This window comes from Promicromonospora sp. NPDC019610 (assembly GCF_044389365.1).
Lineage (GTDB): Bacteria > Actinomycetota > Actinomycetes > Actinomycetales > Cellulomonadaceae > Promicromonospora.
Genome location: NZ_JBIRXX010000004.1, coordinates 276,263 through 293,453 on the forward strand (window position 1 = coordinate 276,263; position 17,191 = coordinate 293,453).

At 74.0% G+C, this 17,191-nt stretch carries 16 protein-coding genes; 7 read left to right on the forward strand and 9 right to left on the reverse strand.

Annotation, left to right across the window (positions count from 1 at the left end):
- Positions 1–19 precede the first annotated feature (19 nt).
- Positions 20–988, forward strand: a complete 969-nt coding sequence (locus tag ACH45N_RS26105) for a hypothetical protein (protein ID WP_397398882.1) — start codon at positions 20–22, stop codon at positions 986–988.
- A gap of 92 nt (positions 989–1,080) precedes the next feature.
- Here ACH45N_RS26105 and ACH45N_RS26110 read toward each other — a convergent pair whose 3' ends face one another.
- The 4 genes from ACH45N_RS26110 to ACH45N_RS26125 form a co-directional block, all read right to left on the reverse strand.
- A complete protein-coding gene (locus ACH45N_RS26110; RefSeq protein WP_397398884.1) occupies positions 1,081–1,614 on the reverse strand; it encodes a DUF4870 domain-containing protein in 534 nt (177 codons plus the stop codon).
- Positions 1,615–1,638: 24 nt separating this feature from the next.
- The gene (locus ACH45N_RS26115; RefSeq protein ID WP_397398886.1) at positions 1,639–2,502 is read right to left on the reverse strand and encodes a DUF3097 domain-containing protein; all 864 of its coding nucleotides are present in this window, start codon (positions 2,500–2,502) and stop codon (positions 1,639–1,641) included.
- A 113-nt stretch (positions 2,503–2,615) separates the two neighbouring features.
- Positions 2,616–5,549, reverse strand: a complete 2,934-nt coding sequence (locus tag ACH45N_RS26120; protein WP_397398888.1) for an AAA family ATPase — start codon at positions 5,547–5,549, stop codon at positions 2,616–2,618.
- A gap of 109 nt (positions 5,550–5,658) precedes the next feature.
- The gene (locus ACH45N_RS26125; RefSeq protein WP_357482183.1) at positions 5,659–5,844 is read right to left on the reverse strand and encodes a hypothetical protein; all 186 of its coding nucleotides are present in this window, start codon (positions 5,842–5,844) and stop codon (positions 5,659–5,661) included.
- A 388-nt stretch (positions 5,845–6,232) separates the two neighbouring features.
- Between ACH45N_RS26125 and hrcA the strand changes: the two genes are divergently transcribed.
- The 3 genes from hrcA to ACH45N_RS26140 are packed head-to-tail and all read left to right on the forward strand — an operon-like array spanning position 6,233 to position 9,177.
- Positions 6,233–7,252: a heat-inducible transcriptional repressor HrcA gene (gene hrcA, locus ACH45N_RS26130; RefSeq protein WP_397398890.1), complete on the forward strand. Its 1,020-nt coding sequence runs from the start codon at positions 6,233–6,235 to the stop codon at positions 7,250–7,252.
- A 28-nt stretch (positions 7,253–7,280) separates the two neighbouring features.
- Positions 7,281–8,402 carry a molecular chaperone DnaJ gene (dnaJ, locus tag ACH45N_RS26135; protein WP_285108560.1) on the forward strand — a complete coding sequence of 374 codons (1,122 nt, stop codon included), beginning with the start codon at positions 7,281–7,283 and terminating at the stop codon, positions 8,400–8,402.
- A 10-nt stretch (positions 8,403–8,412) separates the two neighbouring features.
- On the forward strand, positions 8,413–9,177 hold the full coding sequence (locus ACH45N_RS26140) for a 16S rRNA (uracil(1498)-N(3))-methyltransferase (protein WP_397398892.1): 765 nt from the start codon (positions 8,413–8,415) through the stop codon (positions 9,175–9,177).
- A 99-nt stretch (positions 9,178–9,276) separates the two neighbouring features.
- Here the strand turns inward: ACH45N_RS26140 and ACH45N_RS26145 are convergent, their stop codons facing one another.
- Positions 9,277–10,131 carry an OmpA family protein gene (locus tag ACH45N_RS26145; RefSeq protein WP_397398894.1) on the reverse strand — a complete coding sequence of 285 codons (855 nt, stop codon included), beginning with the start codon at positions 10,129–10,131 and terminating at the stop codon, positions 9,277–9,279.
- Positions 10,128–12,017, reverse strand: coding sequence for a helix-hairpin-helix domain-containing protein (locus ACH45N_RS26150; protein WP_397398896.1), 1,890 nt, complete (start codon positions 12,015–12,017; stop codon positions 10,128–10,130). Before ACH45N_RS26150 ends, ACH45N_RS26145 begins: the two co-directional genes overlap by 4 nt.
- 245 nt (positions 12,018–12,262) lie before the next feature.
- Here ACH45N_RS26150 and ACH45N_RS26155 point away from each other — a divergent pair, with 245 nt between their 5' ends.
- Complete coding sequence (locus ACH45N_RS26155) at positions 12,263–12,613, forward strand: histidine triad nucleotide-binding protein (protein ID WP_397398898.1); 351 nt, start codon at positions 12,263–12,265, stop codon at positions 12,611–12,613.
- On the opposite strand, the gene ACH45N_RS26160 is transcribed toward ACH45N_RS26155, so the two are convergent.
- The 3 genes from ACH45N_RS26160 to ACH45N_RS26170 are packed head-to-tail and all read right to left on the reverse strand — an operon-like array spanning position 12,614 to position 15,397.
- Positions 12,614–13,435, reverse strand: coding sequence for an FAD:protein FMN transferase (locus tag ACH45N_RS26160; RefSeq protein ID WP_397398900.1), 822 nt, complete (start codon positions 13,433–13,435; stop codon positions 12,614–12,616).
- Positions 13,436–13,448: 13 nt separating this feature from the next.
- Entirely contained in the window at positions 13,449–13,940 is a 492-nt protein-coding gene (locus tag ACH45N_RS26165; RefSeq protein WP_397398902.1) for an FMN-binding protein, read from the reverse strand.
- A gap of 26 nt (positions 13,941–13,966) precedes the next feature.
- Positions 13,967–15,397: a ferric reductase-like transmembrane domain-containing protein gene (locus ACH45N_RS26170; RefSeq protein ID WP_397398904.1), complete on the reverse strand. Its 1,431-nt coding sequence runs from the start codon at positions 15,395–15,397 to the stop codon at positions 13,967–13,969.
- A gap of 130 nt (positions 15,398–15,527) precedes the next feature.
- On the opposite strand from ACH45N_RS26170, the gene ACH45N_RS26175 reads away from it, so the two are divergent.
- A complete protein-coding gene (locus ACH45N_RS26175) occupies positions 15,528–16,205 on the forward strand; it encodes a response regulator transcription factor (RefSeq protein ID WP_397398906.1) in 678 nt (225 codons plus the stop codon).
- Positions 16,202–17,173 (forward strand): sensor histidine kinase, encoded by a 972-nt coding sequence (locus ACH45N_RS26180; RefSeq protein ID WP_397398908.1) that lies wholly within the window; start codon positions 16,202–16,204, stop codon positions 17,171–17,173. Before ACH45N_RS26175 ends, ACH45N_RS26180 begins: the two co-directional genes overlap by 4 nt.
- Positions 17,174–17,191: the final 18 nt, after the last annotated feature.

The window sequence follows — 17,191 nt, forward strand, 5'->3', positions numbered from 1 at the left end:
CAGTGAAAAGGGGACACACATGACCGAGAACACTCCGCAGAACCCGTACGAGCCGGGAGCCGGCGGCCCGACGCCGCCGCAGAACCCGGCCGGCGGGCCGACGCAGCAGGGCGGGCCCGCGCAGCCGCCGCCGTACGACGCCGGTCAGCAGTCGCCCTACGGCGCCGGTCAGCAGTCGCCGTACGGCGGTGCCAGCCAGCCCCCGCCCTACGGCGGGGCGGGTCAGCCGCCGGCCTACGGGGGTCCGGGCGTGCCCTACGGCACGCAGTCGGCCGCGCCGTTCGCCGTGGGCGAGGCACTGAGCTTCGGGTGGAGCCGCTTCACGGGGAACTGGCTCTTCTGGGTGCTCTTCATCCTGCTCTCGTTCGCCGTGGGCGCCATCTTCAACGCCAGCTCGATCGGCGACTACCAGGAGATCAACCAGGCCGCGATGCGCGGCGACATCAGCTCGTCCACGGCAACCGGGGTGTCGTTCGGAGGTTCGCTGCTGGGGCTGATCGGTGGAATCATCAACTCGATCCTCGGCGCCCTAGGGATCAACGCGGCCCTGCGTGAGGTCTCGGGCGAGAAGGCGACCTGGGGCACGCTCTTCAAGGTCAACAGCTACCCGATGATCATCCTGGCGGCGCTCCTGCTGCTGGTCGCCGGCTTCGTGGGCGTGCTGCTGTGCGGCCTGGGCCTCATCGCCCTGGCGATCTTCGCGCCGTTCACCTACCACAACGTGGTGGACCGCAACCTCAACGCGTGGGACGCCCTGACCGGCTCGTTCCGCCTGGTGGGGAAGAACTTCGGCTCGGTGTTCCTGCTGGAGCTCGCGCTCCTGGGCATCAACCTCCTGGGCGCGATCCCGTGCCTGCTCGGTTGGTTCATCACTTTCCCGCTGTCGCTGCTGGCACTGGCCTTCGCGTTCCGCCGCCTCACCGGCGGGCCGGTCGCCAGCGGTCCGGCGACGGCCAGCCCGGGCACGATGGGTCCCGCCGTCGCCTGAGCCGCCCGACCGATGCGCCGAGTCAGCATGCTGGTCGCGGACCAGCATGCTGACTCGGCGATCGCGAGGGCGGGCCGGCCGGGCGCCGGCGGTTACTTGATGAAGCGGATGTTGACCGGGTAGCGGTAGGGCGCGCCCTTGCCGTTCTCGACGGCAGCCAGGATCTGGAACACGACCGCGGCGATGAGCACGATGTACAGGATGGTGCCGAGGCCGAACGTGACCGCGGCGATGATCGCGAGCGCCACGTTCGCGATGATCACGGTGATCGTGAAGTTCAGCGACTCCTTCGCCTCCTGCTCCACGAACCGGCTGCGGTCCTTGAAGACCAGCCAGATCACCAGCGGCGGCACGAACGAGAAGATGATCGCGCCGACCTGGGCGAAGACCGTCCACATGCGCTCGTCCGACGGGGTGAGCGGCTGGGGCTGGTACGGCGCGCCGGGACCGTAGCCGGTGCTGTACGCCGGACCCGCCGCCGGCGGACCCTGGTACGGCGACTGGGGCTGGGGCTGGGGCGTCCCGTAGGCCGGGGCGTCCTGCGGCTGCTGAGGTGCGGGACCGGGCTGCTGCGGCGCCGGGCCGGGCTGCTGAGGAGTCTGCGGCTCCTGCGGGTTTTCGGACATATGACCAACCGTAGAGGCTGTGCCTTACGAGACGGTCACGAAATCGATAAGTTCTTCGACGCGTCCCAGAAGGGCCGGGTCGAGGTCCCGGAAGTCGCGCACCGTGCCCAGGATCCGCTGCCAGCCGCGGGCGACGTCCGCCTGCGTCTGCGCAGGCCAGCCCAGGGACCGCAGGATGCCCAGCTTCCACTCGGTGCCGCGGTCGATCACGGGCCAGCGCTCCAGCCCGAGGCGCTCGGCGCGCACCGCCTGCCACACGTCGACGTAGGGGTGGCCCAGCACGAGCACGGTGCCCGTGGGGACGGTACCCAGCGCCTCGTCGGTGAGCCGCTGCTCCTTCGACCCGGGCACCAGGTGGTCCACGAGCACGCCGACCCGGCGCTCGGCGTCGGGCCCGAACTCGGCGAGGCGCTCGGCGAGGTGGTCGACGCCGTCGAGCATCTCGACCACCACACCCTCGACGCGCAGGTCGTCGCCCCAGACCTTCTCCACGAGCTCGGCGTCGTGCTTGCCCTCCACCCAGATGCGGCTGCCGCGGGCGACGCGCGCCCGGGCGCCGTGCACCGCGACGGAGCCGGAGGCCGTGCGGGTGGGCTGCGCGGGGGCGCGGTGCACGACGGGCGCGGTGAGCTCGACGGGCTTGCCCTCGACCCAGAATCCCGGGCCGAGCGGGAAGGTGCGGGTGCGGCCCCGGCGGTCCTCCAGGACCACCACGTGCATGCCGCCCGACTTCTCGACGCGCACCACGGCGCCGACCCAGCCGGTCTCGACCTCCTCGACCACGAGGCCCAGCTCGGCGGGCGTGGGCTGCGACGTCGGCCGCCGCCCTCGCTGCGCGCCGGGAAACTGGGGGGACAGCACATCGGCTCCATACCGTTCGTCGACCACGCCGCGAGCCTAGGTCGCCCTTCTCGTTGAGTGCTGGATATCCGTGCTCCCGGAGTGTCATCCGGCGCGGACAGCCCGCACTCCACGAGGGCGGGCGGGTGGGCCGGCGGGGGTCAGCGGGTGGCGCGGAGGGCCGCCTCCGTGCGGGTTGCGACGCCCAGCTTGCGGAGGATCGCCGAGACGTGCACCGACGCGGTCTTGGCCGAGATGAACAGCCGCTCGGCGATCTGCCCGTTCGTCAGGCCCTCGGCCACCAGGGCCAGCACCTGCCGTTCGCGGGCGGTGAGCGCGTCGGTCCCGGCGTCCGGCCCCTCGGCAGGACGCCGCTCCTCGGCCCGGCCGGTCAGGCCGGCCCGCCCGGCCGGCCCTGCCGTGCCGGCCAGCCCCGCCCGGTCGAGAAGCCCCTGCGCCTGCCGGACGATCAGCCCCGCCCCGATCTTCTCCGCCTCCGCGACGGCCGACCCCAGCGTCGACCGGGCACCGCCCCGGTCCCCGGCCTCCAGCAGGCGCGCGCCCTCGCGCGACAGCGCGTACGGGCGCAGGTGCACGGGCCCGGCACCGGGCAGGTCGGCGACGGCGGCCCACGGGCCGGTACCGAGCTCCGCCTCGAACAGTGCCGACCACAACGGGAACGTCGGCCAGTGCGCGCACTGGGCAAGGACCGCCCGGTAGGGAGCGTCGGCCACGTCCTGCCCGGCCGAGCGCAGCCGGGCGATCGCCTGGGCCGCCGCCGCGAGCTGCTGCAGGTCGTAGGCCGGCATGCGCGGGCGGTCCGGGGCGACCACCACCGACATGCGCTCCAGGGCCTCGGCCGGCTCGTCGCGCAGCAGCGCGAGCTCCGCCAGCGTCACGCTGGTGCGCGACCTGATCTGCTCCTCCAGGCGCCCGAACCGCTCCCAGCTCGCGGCCCTGCGGCGCGCCTCGGCCTGCGCCTGCTCCACCTCGCCCTGCCACATCATGAGCCAGATCCGGCGCTCGCTGAGGTAGGCGGAGTAGACGCTGTCGTGGATCGGCGGGATCGTCCGCTCGTACCAGGCGGCGGCCTCGGCCCAGTCGCCGCGCCCGATCTGCGCCTCGGCGAGGTTTCCCTCGATCATCAGCCGGGTCGAGTCGGACGAGCCGTGTCGCCGCGCCGCGCCGATCCCCTCCTGGGCGATCTCCGCCGCCCGGGTCCAGTCGCCCACGACGAGCCGGGCGTCCGACCCGTTGACGTAGTACCGGCTCAGCCCGTGCCAGGTGTCCCCGGCCGCCTCGCGGCCGGCGTCGATCTCCGCGAAGCCGCCGGTGTCGCCGAGCTGGACGCGGCTCACGCCCCGCAGGTTCAGCGTGACCGACATGACCTCGTCGTTGCCGATCGCACGGGCGGCCTCGTAGGCGGCCGTCGCGGCCTCGATCGCCTCCTTGGGCCGGCCGCCGAGCATCGCGCGGCGCGCCCGCAGCATCAGGAGCTGGCCGCGCACGACGTCGTCCCGGCCGGGCTCGACGAGCGCCAGGGCCCGTTCGATGAGCTCGGGCCCCTCGCCCGAGCCGGCGTGGCCCGCGATGAGTGCCGTGTCGGAGAGCATGCCGGCGAGTCCCGCCGGGTCGTCGGCGGGCCATTCGTCGAGCGCCTCGTGCGCCACGGCCAGGGCACGGGCGGTCCGGGTCGAGCCGCGCAGGGCCTCGGCGACGGAGCGCAGCAGCTCGTGGTGCGGCAGGCCGGCCACGGCCTCGGCGTCGGGCACCTGGTCCCAGAGCTCCAGGGCACGCTCACCCAGAGCGACCGCGGTGGACGACGCCGCCCCATCCGCCGCGGCCCGGTGCCCCTCGACGGCCGCCGCGAGCGCCTTGCCGAGCATCCCGGCGCGCCACCAGTGGTCGGCGATGCGGGACAGCTTCGCGACCGACCGGGCGCGCCGGTGCAGCGCCTGCTCCAGCGCGCGTGCGTAGGCGGCGTGCAGCCGACGCCGCTCGCCGGGCAGCAGCTCGGCGTACACCGCTTCCTGGACCAGGGCGTGCCGGAACGCGTACCCGACCTCGGTGACGACCAGCACCTGTGCCTCGACCGCCTCGCGGACCGCCTCCTCCGGTTCGACGCCGGTGTTCGGGACGACGCCGGCGTCCGGTCCGGGACCGGCGTCGGGGACGGTGCGCGGGCCGGACCCCGTCGAGGGATCCGCGAGGACGTCGTCGAGCACGTCGTACCAGACGCGCGGGCCGGCGGCCGCGACCACGCGGCACAGTGCCTGGGCCGCGCGGCTCAGGTTCCAGTAGCGCAGCAGGAGGATGTCGCGCAGCGAGTCGGGCAGGTCGGTGCCGAGGAAGCCGACCAGCTCCTCGACGTAGAAGGGGACGCCCTCGCTGCGGTCCGCCAGGTCGGCGAGCGACTCGGCGTCGAGGCCGGCGTCCAGCAGGTCCTGCGCCATCTCCCGGATCTCCGTCTGGCCCAGGCGGGCCAGCTCGAGGCGTGTGATGAGGCGGGCCCGGTCGAGCTCGGCCATGACGGTGCGCAGGGGGTGGGCGCGCGAGACGTCGTCGCTGCGGTAGGTGAGCAGCAGGAGCAGGCCCGGCGGCGTGGTGCGGGCGAGGCGGAGCGCGACGGCGCGCGTGACGTCGTCGGACCAGTGCAGGTCCTCGATGACCACCACGACGGGGCGCTCGCGCGCGAGCCCGGCGAGCAGGTCCGTGAGGACCTCGGGGACTCGGTCGGCCCCGGCGTCGGGCGTGGGTGCGACGAGCTGGGGAGCGAGGGCGGACAGGGCGCCCGCAGCGGGGCCGGCCGCGGCGACGACCGCCTCGTGGCCCATCGTCCGGACGACGCCGTTCAGGAGCCCGGCCAGGGCCGCGTAGGGGAGCGGTCCCGAGCCCTCGTCGGCGCACTGGCCGACGATCACGTGGGCGCCGTCGGCCCGGGAGGTGAGCTCGTCGAGCAGGCGGGTCTTGCCGATCCCGGCCTCGCCGGCGATCACCAGGGTGCGGCTGCCGCCGGAGCGGACGTCGGCGAGAGCGGCCTCGAGCGCGCCGAGCTCGGGGGCTCGGCCCACCAGGCGGGCACGGGGGACCGGCATGGGCTCATCGTCCCATGCCGGTCCGTGGTCGTTCTGTTTCCTCTCGTCGGCCGGCCCGCCGCTCTCGCGGGCCTGTCCGCCGCCCGGCACGGTCGCCCTCCCTACGGGATCAGGCGACCCGCGGCCGGACGGCGTCGGCCGCCTTGGCCCGGGCACCGCGCTCGGCGGTGCGCTGCGCGGCGGCCTGCCGGCGGGCCGCGTCCTTCTGCTCCCGGGCCACGCGGGCCCGCTCGTTGCGCTGGTCGAGCTCCCGCTCGTTGCGGCGGTACTCGGCGTAGTCCGAAAAACCGAACATGGTGGTTCCTCCCGGTGTCACCGCCGGCCCCTCGCCGGCGGTGATTCCAGGTTCGTCTGTGAGGTACGTCGCGCGGATCGGGCGGTCGCCGCATCTTTCGCGTCGGGTTCGCGATGCGGGGTGGGCGCGCCTAAGGCATCGCCCTATGCTCGGTGCTCAGCCCTCGGCGAACGGTAGGACATGCAGGTCAGGCGCGTGTTTGCCGGGGCGGGACGGCGCGGCCGGCCCGGGTGTGCGGGGCAAGCGGCGGGTCGGCGACCCGGCGGGTGGCGCGTGCCGCGTAAGATTGGCACTCGGTCGGTGAGAGTGCTGGAAGGCAGTGTCGGTGAGCGGGCCGGAACCCGGGTGCACGTCCCGGACGTTCTACCTGGGGACGGAGGTGAGCGCGGTGAGCGAGGAACGCAGACTCGATGTCCTGCGGGCCATCGTGGAGGACTATGTCCGCACACGGGAGCCCGTCGGTTCGCGCATTCTCACGGAGCGCCACCAGCTCGGCGTCTCCCCGGCCACGGTCCGCAACGACATGGCCGCCCTGGAGGAGGCCGGGCTCATCGCCCAGCCGCACACCTCGGCGGGGCGCATCCCCACCGACAAGGGCTACCGCCTCTTCGTGGACCAGCTCGCCGAGGTGCGGCCGCTGTCCGTCCCGCAGAGGCGGGCCATCGAGACCTTCCTGTCCGAGGCGGTCGACCTGGACGACGTCGTGGCCCGCGCCGGGCGGCTCATCGCCCAGCTCACCGGCCAGGTCGCCGTGGTCCAGTACCCGTCGCTGCGGCGGTCCGGGCTGCGGCACCTGGAGCTCGTGCCGACCGCCGAGGGGCGGCTCCTCGTCGTCGTCATCACGGACACCGGCCGGGTGGAGCAGCGCTTCCTCGACGTGCCCGTCGACCTGGACGACGGCACGCTCGGCGAGCTGCGCGCCCGCCTGAACGCGGCGACCGCCGGCCGCCGGCTCGCCGACCTCGGTGACGCGTTCGCCGGGGTCGCCGAGGCGATGCCGGCCGAGCACCGCCCCCTGGCGACGGCTGTGGCCGAGGTGGTCACCGCCGCGCTCGCCGAGGAGAGCGAGGAGCGGATCGTCCTGACCGGCCAGGCCAACCTGGCACGTTCCGGCATGCGTTTCGAGCAGGGCCTGCGGCCCGTCCTGGAGGCGCTCGAGGAGCAGGTCGTCCTGCTCGGCCTCCTCACCGACATGACCGACGACGCCAAGGTGGCGGTGAGCATCGGACACGAGAACCGGCTGGCGGGACTGGCGGAGACCTCCGTCGTCACGTCCGGCTACGGCTCGTCCGACGGCGACACCGTCGCGATCCTGAGCTCGATCGGCCCCACCCGTATGGACTATCCGGGCACCATCGCCGCGGTCCGCGCCGTCGCGCGCTACCTGTCGCGAGTGCTGCCCAGCTGACTACTCACCTCATCACGAAGAGAGACCTGTGACCGACTACTACGAGATTCTCGGTGTTCCGCGCGACGCCTCGCCCGAGCAGATCAAGAAGGCATACCGCAAGCTGGCCCGCGAGCTGCACCCGGACGTGGCCGGCGACGCGGGCGAGGACCGGTTCAAGGACGTCGCGCGCGCGTACGAGGTGCTGTCCAACCCCGACAAGCGCCAGCAGTACGACATGGGTGTGGACCCGACGTCGCCCGGCGGCGGCGCGGGCGGCGGGTTCGGCGCCGGGTTCGGGTTCCAGGACATCTTCGAGACCTTCTTCGGCGGCGGGCAGCCGACCGGCCCGGTCCCGCGCGCGCGGCGCGGCAACGACGCGCTCGTGCGCCTCGACCTCGACCTCGCCGAGGCCGTGTTCGGTGCCAAGCGCGAGATCCAGGTCGACACCGCGGTGGTCTGCAACACCTGCGGCGGCGACGGCGCGCGGCCGGGCACCCACGCCCGCACCTGCGACGTCTGCCAGGGCCGCGGCTCCGTGCAGCGCGTCGCCCGCTCGTTCCTCGGCCAGGTCATGACCAACCAGCCGTGCTCCGCCTGCGGCGGCTTCGGCACGGTGATCCCCGAGCCCTGCACCGACTGCTCCGGCGAGGGCCGCGTGCGCTCGCGGCGCACCGTCGCGGTCAACGTCCCCGCCGGCGTCGACACCGGCACGCGCATCAAGCTCTCCGCTCAGGGCGAGGTGGGCCCCGGTGGCGGCCCCGCCGGCGACCTGTACGTGGAGATCCGCGAGCGCGCGCACGACACGTTCGTGCGGCGCGGCGACGAGCTGCACTGCACCCTCCAGGTGCCGATGACGGCGGCCGCCCTCGGCACCGTGCTCGAGCTCGACACGCTGGACGGCCTCCAGGAGATCGACCTGCGCCCCGGCACGCAGCCCGGCCAGGTCATGACCCTCAAGGGCCTCGGCGTGGGGCACCTGCACTCCAACGGGCGCGGCGACCTCAACGTGCACATCGAGGTCCAGGTCCCCACGAGCCTCGACGAGGAGCAGACCGCGCTGATGCAGCAGCTCGCGGCGCTGCGCGGCGAGGAGCGGCCCGAGCCGCGGCTCGCGACGGTCCAGGGCGGCGTCTTCTCGCGCCTGCGCGACAAGCTCAGCGGGCGCTGACCGCGCACCGATGAGCGCGCCAGTCTTTCTCGCCGAGGCGTCCGCCGCCCACCCGCTGTCCGAGTACGGCGCGGGTGCGCTGTACGTGCTCGACGGCGCCGAGGGCCGGCACGCCGGCGTCGTCCAGCGGCGCGGGCCGGGGGAGCGGATCGACGTGGTCGACGGCGCGGGCGTGCGCCTGCGGACCGTCGTCGAGGCCGTGCACGGCGCCGAGGTGCACCTGCGCGTCGAGCAGGCCGTCGTCGAGCCCGTGCCCGACGTCGTCGTGACGCTCGTGCAGGCCCTCGCCAAGGGCGACCGCGACGAGATGGCGATCGAGGCCGCCACGGAGACCGGGGTGGACGCGATCATCCCCTGGCAGGCCGAGCGGTCCGTCGTGGTGTGGCGCGGGGACCGTGCCGCCAAGTCACGGGCCCGCTGGATCAGCACCGTCCGGGCCGCGACCAAGCAGGCCCGTCGGGCGCGCATCCCCGACGTCGACGTGTCCCTGAGCACCAAGCAGCTCGCGGCCCGCACCCGCGACGTGGTCGCCGCGGGCGGCGCCGTGGTGGTGCTGCACGAGGAGGCGACGACGGGCCTGTCGGCGGTCCCGCTGCCCGACGCCGGGGCCCTGCTCCTCGTCGTCGGACCCGAGGGCGGGATCTCGGAGGCCGAGGTCGCCGTGCTCACGGAGGCGGGTGCGGTCACGGCCCGCCTGGGGCCCCACGTGCTCCGCACGTCGACGGCGGGCCCGATCGCGATAGCCCTCCTGAGCGACCGCCTGGGCCGCTGGTAACCCCACCCCCGCGAAACCGTTGAGTGCTGGGTATTTGTTGCTCTGGAGGCTCCAGAGCAACAAATACCCAGCACTCAACGAGGTGGCGGGCGAGTGGGGTCAGTTGGTGACGTCGAACTCCACGCGGCGGTTCTTCTCCAGGTCCGCGAACGTGCGCGGGACGACCAGCGGGTCGGACTCGCCGAAGCCCTTCCACGTCAGCCGGTCGCGGTCCACGCCCAGCTCCACGAGCTCGTCGACCACGGCCTCCGCCCGGCGCTCGCTCAGCCGCTGGTTGTGCGCCTCGGTGCCGACCGAGTCGGTGTGCCCCTCGACGCGGACCTCGACCTCCAGGTGTTCCGCGAGCACCTCGGCGGCCTCCTTCACCACCGTGCGGCCGTCCTTGGTCAGCCGCGCGCTGTCCGTGACGAACGTGATGTTCGGGATCTCGACGAGGTCCTCCTGCGCCTTCTCCCGCTCCTCGCGGGTCGGCTCGCGCCTCGGCTCGTCCTTCTTGTCGTCGTCCTTCTTCGTGTCGTCCCCGGCGTCCTTCGTCTCGCTGTCCGACGGCGTCGCGGTCGGCTCGGGTGAGGTCGTCGCCTCGGCCAACGCCTCCGTCGCGGCGTGCTCTGCCGTGTCCGCGTCGTTCTCCGCCGCGCCGTCCTCCGCCGCGCCGTCCTCCGGGGAGACCAGCCCGTCGGGGCCGTAGGCCGCGGCGGCCCGGACGCCCTCGACCCCGCCGACGACGTCGGCGGCCGCCAGCGCCTCGGCGTCCGTCGGCGCGGTCACGTCGGCGTCGCGCCCCGCGAACGAGACGTCCACCCCGTCGAGCCCCGCCGCGGAGAGGGCCCCCTGCGCGCTCTCCGTCAGCGTGGACTCGATGTGCTCGCGGAAGCCCGTGTTCTGGACACCCGACAGGGCACCCATCCCGAGGACCACGATGATCACCGGGGGCAGCACGACCTTCAGGTTCATGCCTTCACCTCGGACTGCGTGGGCTCGGCGTCACCGTCGGCGGCCGCGGCCTTGGCCTCGTCCTCGGCGATCGCCTCGGCCTTGGCCTCGGCGCCCTCGATCTCGTCCACGTCGGTGTAGTCGACGTTCTCCTTGAACCGGGCCCGGCGGTCCTGGCCGCCGATCAGGTAGTCCTGGAACTCCTGCAGGCCGTCCTCGTCGCCGTCGGCCAGGTACTGCGCCTGCTCGGCCCAGCTCACGGCCGCCGGGGCGAACGTGACGCCGCCCGTGGCGAGCGCCGCGCGCAGCTCGTCCTCGGTCGCGCCCGCGATCTTCGCGTACGTCGCGTAGCCCGCGGCCTTCAGGGTGGACTCGATCTTGGGCCCGATGCCCTCGATCCGCTGCAGGTCCTGCGGCTCGGGCGCGGGCTCGGGCTCGACGGCGGCGGCCGCGGGCTCCGGCTCGACGGCGGGGGCGGGCTCGGGCTCCGGCGCGCTGTCCGGCTCCGGGGTCGCGGCGGCCTCCGCCTCGTCCTCGGCGATGGCCGCGGCCTTGGCCTCGGCGCCCTCGATCTCGTCGACGTCGGCGTAGTCGACGTTCTCCTTGAACTTCGAGGCGCGGTCCTGGCCGCCGATCAGGTAGTCCTGGAACTCGCGCAGGCCGTCCTCGTCGCCGTCCACCAGGTACTGCGCCTGGTCGGCCCAGCTCGTGGCGGCCGGGGCGAAGGTGATGCCGCTCGCGGTGAGCGCCTCGCGCAGCTCGTCCTCGCTCGCGCCCGCGACCTTGGCGTACGTGGTGTAGCCGGCGGCCTTGAGGGCGGTCTCGATCTTGGGTCCGATGCCCTCGATCCGCTGGAGATCCTGCGGCTCGGGCTCGGGCTCGGGCTCGGGTTCGGGTTCCGGGGTGGTCTCCGCCGCGGCGGCGGCCTCGTCCGCGGCGAGCGCGGCGGCCTTGGCCTCGGCGCCCTCGACCTCGTCGACGTCCGTGTAGTCCACGTTCTCGTTGAACTTCGCGCGCCGCTCCTGGCCGCCCACGAGGTAGTCCTGGTACTCCTCCAGGCCGGCGGCGTCGTTGTCGACGAGGTACTGCGCCTGGTCGGCCCAGCTGCTGGCCGCCGGCGCGAACTTGATGCCCTGGCCCGCGACGGCCTGGCGCAGCTCGTCCTCGGACGCCGCCGCGATCTTCGCGTACGTCGGGTAGCCGGCGGCCGCCAGCGCGGCCGCGATCTTCGGCCCGATGCCCTCGATCCGCTGCAGGTCGTCCGGGGTCTCGGCCGCGGCCGCGATGTCGGAGGCGGCATCGGCCGCGGTGTCGACGGCGGCCGCGGCCGCGGTGTCGACGGCGGTCTCGGCCGGCGTGTCGGTCTCGGCCGGCGCGGCCGCCTTGGCAGCGGCGTCCGCCTCGGCCGCCGCGCGGGCCACGGCCTCGGCCTCGGCGACGACGTCGGACCCGTCGGCCTCGACGTCCTGCCCGCCCTCGGCAGGCTTGCCCTCGCCCTGCTCGTCACTCTTCCGGTCCGGGGCGGTGCCGTCCTGCTCGGCAGCGTCCTGCGCGTCGTCGGCCGCGCCGGCGGCGTCCGCACCCGCCTCCGAGGCCTCGTCGGCCACGGGCAGCACGGTGTCCGTGGCGGCGGCGGTATCCGCGTCCTGCTTCGCGGCGCCGGCCGTGGCCTCGGTCGCGGCGGCGCCAGCGGCACCGGCGACGGCGAGCGCGGGGACGGCCTCGGCGTCCTTCGCCTCGGCCTTCGTCGCGGCATCGGTCTGCGCGGTCGCCTCCGCCTTCTCGGCGGTGTGCTTGCCCTTGGCGCGGCGGCCCCAGACGAGCCAGCCGATCCAGATGCCGATCGCGAGGCCGATCAGGGCCGCGATGATGATGAATGCGAGCGATTGGGCGATGAACCAACCCACGCGAACCTCCAGGTGACTGCTGTGTGTGGTGTGAGGGGCGACCGACGGGACCTGCGAGGTTGGACGACACCAAAAAGGTGTCTCAGTACGCCAATCTCCATCGAACGCCGCAAACTCTCCCACATCACCTTCACCCAGGCATTTCGAATCATGCAACGGAATGGGAAATCCTGGTGCGCCCCTGGCCGGGGCGTCGCGGCCGCCTGCGGGCGCGACGCGTGCACGACCGCCGGTAGCCTGCCGACATGACGAGTACCGACAGCCCCGACTGCCTCTTCTGCAAGATCGTCGCGGGGGAGATCCCTGCGGATCTGGTCGATTCGTCGGACACCGCCATCGCCTTCCGCGACATCGCGCCCAAGGCGCCCGTGCATGTCCTCGTGGTCCCCCGGGAGCACTACCCGGACGTGCCCGCGTTCGCGGCGTCGGACCCCGACGGCCTGGCGGGCGTGGTCGCGCTGGCGGACGGCGTGGCGAGCGAGCTCGCCGACGGCCAGTACCGCCTGATCTTCAACACCGGACCCAAGGCGGGCCAGACGGTCTTCCACGTGCACGCCCACCTGCTCGCCGGCGGCGAGCTGCCCGGCTTCGCCTGATCAGGCGGACCGCTCGACGACCGTCACCTCGGTGCTGCCGGTCCACCGCCTGATCCGGCCGTCGGGTGCCACGAGCATCCCTTGCGCGGTGTCCGCGTCCGCGAGCCAGCCGAGGTCGTCGAAACCGGCGACGACGGCGGCGGTCGCCCAGAGGTCCGCGTGCGACAGGCGGTCCGCCACGACGGTCGCGGAGCGGACTCTGGTCGCGGGCCGTCCCGTCGCGGGGTCGACGACGTGCAGGCCGCGCTCCGCGGTGCCCGAGGTGGCGACCGCCCCGTCGTCGACGTCGATCGTGGCGAGCACTGCGGTGCGGTCCGCCGGGTCGGCGATCCCCACGCGCCAGCGCCAGTCGGAGGCGGGGTCGGTGCGCAGCTGCAGGTCGCCGCCGGCGTTGACGCCCACCGCCGTCACGTACGGCTCGGACAGCAGCGGCGCCAGGTGCGCGGCGGTGGCCTGCTCCACCGCCCAGCCCTTGACCAGGCCCGTCGGGTCGAACCAGCCGCGCCACCACGCCGAGAACCGCCCACGGGTCGCCACCTCGGCAGCGGTCGCCTCGCGGAGCACGTCCTCGACCATCGGGTCGGCGTCCACCAGCTCCAGCTCGCCCCGCGCGAGGCGCAGCACGTCGGAGTCCGCCCGGTACGTCGAGAAGACCCGGTCGACCGTGCGCAGGTGGTCGAACACGCGCCCGATCGCGGGGCGCACGACCGGGGCGGCGCGGTCCGTGTCGTGCGCACCGTGGCCGAGGACGACGTGCACGCTGATCGGCATCCCCATGACCTGTTCCACCTCGACCAGCCGGCGAGGGTCGTCGTGCCGCATGATCGTCGTCCCCTCAGCCGTGGGCCTGGTCGATGGCGCTCTGCAGCGAGCCGAGGTAGCCGGTGCTCGTGACGGTGGCCCCGGAGACCATGTCGATCTGGGCGCTCTGGGCGTCGAGCACCTCGCCGTCGAGCACCGGGATGGCGTAGCCGTTGATCCGCTCGTCCGTGCCGTTGCCGCTCGGCTGCTGGAGGGTCTGGGCATCGGTGATCCGTCCGCCCGAGACGGTGATCTGCACCTGCACCGGCCCCCACTGCGTGGCAACGGTGCTGCCCTGATAGGTGCCGTCGTGCAGGCCGGACGACGGCGCCCCCGTGCCCCCTCCCGTGCCGGACGTGCCGGACGATCCGGACGATCCGGCAGGCCCGGACGATCGGGTGGACCCGTTCCCGGACGGGGCCGGGGCGACCGCCGTCGGCAGGACCACCTCGGTGGAGGTCCGGTAGCCGAACAGCAGCACCAGGCAGGTGAGGGTGGCGAGCAGCGCGTAGACGATCCTGCTCATGGATGCTCCTCTCGTGGTCATCGTCGTCAGACGGCGAACGCCTCGGAGTGGACGCGCGAGCGCGGCACCCCCAGCCGGTCGAGATCGGCGCGCACCGCGTCCATCCAGGGCACGGGTCCGCACAGGTAGACGTCGTGCTCGGCCAGGTCCGGAGCCAGGTGCGCGATGAGCTGGGGCCCCTGCCACGCCTCGTACGCCCCGGGCAGCCAGGGCGAGCTCACGTGCGTGCGGGGACCGTCGAGCGGCTGGTGCCGCACGCCGCGCTCCCGGACCAGCGTGGCGACCTCGCCGCTCAGCAGCGCGGCCTCGGGGCTGCTGTCGCGGGTCACCAGGGTCGCGTCGCCCGGTGCGTAGTGCTCCGCCTGGAGCAGTGCGACCAGGGGCGCGACGCCGGCGCCCGCCCCGAGCATCAGGAGCTTGGTGCCCTCCCGGTGGGCGCCGACGAGGTGACCGTAGGGCCCCTCGACCAGGGCCCTCGTACCCGGGCGCAGCCGGGTCAGCCGGGCCGTGCCGTCACCCACGACGCGCGCCGTGATGCTCAGCCCGTCCGGCGCGGGGCGTGCCGACACGGAGAACGGGTGGCCCCGGGTCCAGCCGGGCCCGTCGAGGAAGCGCCAGACGAGGAACTGACCGGCCCGGACGCCGAGCCGGTCCAGGCCGCGTCCGGTCATGCGCACCGTGACCCCGTCGCGCCCGTCGGGCACCACCTCGGCCACGCGCAGGTCGTGCCGCACCGACCGCAGGAGGGGCACGGCGACCCGGTAGACCAGGACGCAGCCGGCGGCGACCGCCCACAGCGTCCACCAGTACCAGGTGGCCGCCGGCGAGGCGAGGAAGTCGGCACCGGTCCACAGCTGGTGCGGGAGCGCCAGACCCACCCCCAGGTAGGCGTACAGGTGCAGCAGGTGCCAGGACTCGTACCGCATCCGGCGCCGGGCGCGCCGGATCGACAGGCCCACCACCCCCACCAGGAGCACGGTGCCCGCGGCGGCCAGCAGCATGCCCGGGTAGTCGCGGACCAGCAGCCAGAGCTGGGCGAGGAAGCCGGAATGGGCCACGGCCGCGTAGCCGAGGGTGATGAGCACGATGTGGGCGAGGAACAGCCAGAACGACCAGAACCCGGTGCGGCGGTGCGCCCGGGTCAGGGCGTCGCGACCGAACGCTCGCTCGAACAGCGGCACCCTGGCCATCAGGAGCACCTGGTAGAGCAGCAGGTTGGCCGACACCAGCCCGGTCAGCCGGCCGAGGGTCGTCACCAGCGGCGCGCCGCCCTGCCCGGCGGCCTGGACGCCCCCGCCGCTGACCCACAGGGCCACGACGAACAGGCTGGTCAGCCAGAGCGCGGCGATCCCCGCCGTCCGCCAGGCCCGCAGGTGTCGCAGCCCGTCGCGCGCCACCGGGGCGGGTGGCGCGACGGGTGGTGCCGGTGTCCGTGTACCGCGTTGCAGAGTGCCCATGGCACCAGCGTCCGACGCGGGTTCTAAGACTCGACTCAGAATGGGCGCGGCCGCGATTCTTGGCGGATTCTTGGAGCTTCGGCGGAAGGATGGGCGCGAGCACCGCACGCGAACGCCCAGGAGGTGGAGCATGGATGACCGGGCCGCGCAGCGTCCCGCGCTCCTGGTCGTGGAGGACGACCAGGACATCGCGGCCATGCTGGCCGAGGTACTGTCGGAGGAGTACCAGGTCGACCGGGCCCCCGACGCGGAACGAGGGCTCGACCTGTGCCTCCACCGCCACTACGACGTGCTGGTCGTCGACCGGCGCCTGCCGGGCATGGACGGTGTGGCCCTGGTCGCGGCGGTGCGGCGGGCGCACCTCAACACCCCGGTGCTCATGCTGACCGCGCTCGGCACGGTGGACGACAAGGTGTCGGGCCTGGACGGCGGAGCCAACGACTACCTGGTCAAGCCGTTCGAGTTCGACGAGCTCCTGGCGCGCCTGCGGGCGCTCCGGCGGGGGTTCGCCGTGGCCGGGTCGCGGCGCTACCTCGGGGACTGGACATACACACCGGACAACCGGACCGTCTACTCGCCCACCGGCGCGCGGATCCAGCTCACGGTCACCGAGAACGCGCTGCTGGACCTGCTCAGCTCGAGCCCGGACCACGTGTTCTCGCGCGACGAGATCCTGCACACCGTGTTCAGCGACGAGGACTCGCCGGGGAGCGTCGACACCTACGTGCACTACCTCCGGCGGAAGACGAGCCGCGACATGGTCGAGACGGTCCGCTCGCGCGGCTACCGGGTCGGTGACCTGCCATGACCCTGGCCGCGGACCGGTCCCGCGTGCGTCGCGCGGCACTCTCCATCGGGCTCTACGTCGGCATCGCGTCCGCGGTGCTGACCGTCGCCGGGGTGGCCGTGCTGATCACGACCGTGTCGCTGCGGGCGCGCCAGGAGAGCGTCGAGCACCGGCTGGGGCCGCCGCACGGGGCGGAGGTCGCGTGGGTGGTGGAGCGCGACGAGGTGATCGGCCTGGTCGCGCTGCTCGGCGCCGTCGGGATCGTGCTCCTCGGCGTCGTCGCCTGGCTCGCCGCCCACCGGGCCGTCGCACCCCTCGCCGAGGCGCTGCGCCTGCAGCGGAACTTCGTCGCGGACGCCAGCCACGAGCTGCGCACGCCGCTGACCGTGCTCACCAGCCGCCTCCAGGTGCTGGAGCGCCGGCTGGACCGGGGGGAGCCCGTCGAGGAGGTGGTGGGCAGGCTCCGGACGGACGTCGCGTCGATGGCGGACGTGATCGACGACCTGCTGCTGGGCGCCGAGGCGGCCGAGGCGGCGGACGGCGCCGCGACGCCGCTGGCCGACGCCGTCCGCGCCGCCGTCTCCTCCCTGGAGGTCCTGGCGCAGCGGACGGGCGTGCGGGTCGAGACCCGGGTCGAGGCGCAGCCGCTCGTCGCCGTCCCGCGCGTGGCCGTGACGCGGTGCGTCGTCGCGCTCGTGGACAACGCCCTGCAGCACACCCCGGCGGGCGGCGTCGTCGAGGTGGGCGTGGGCGTCGCCGGCCGCACGGCGACCCTCCGGGTCAGGGACACCGGTCCGGGCATCCAGGGCATCAGCCCGGACCGGGTCTTCGAGCGGTTCGCCCACACGGAGGGCGACCGGCCGCGCCGGAGCTTCGGGCTCGGCCTGGCGCTCGTGCGCGACATCGCGCGCCGCCACCACGGCGACGTGGCCGTCGAGTCGACGTCCCCCGAGGGCACGACGATGCTCCTGCGTCTGCCCCGGCTCTGAGCGCTCGCCGGCGGCGAG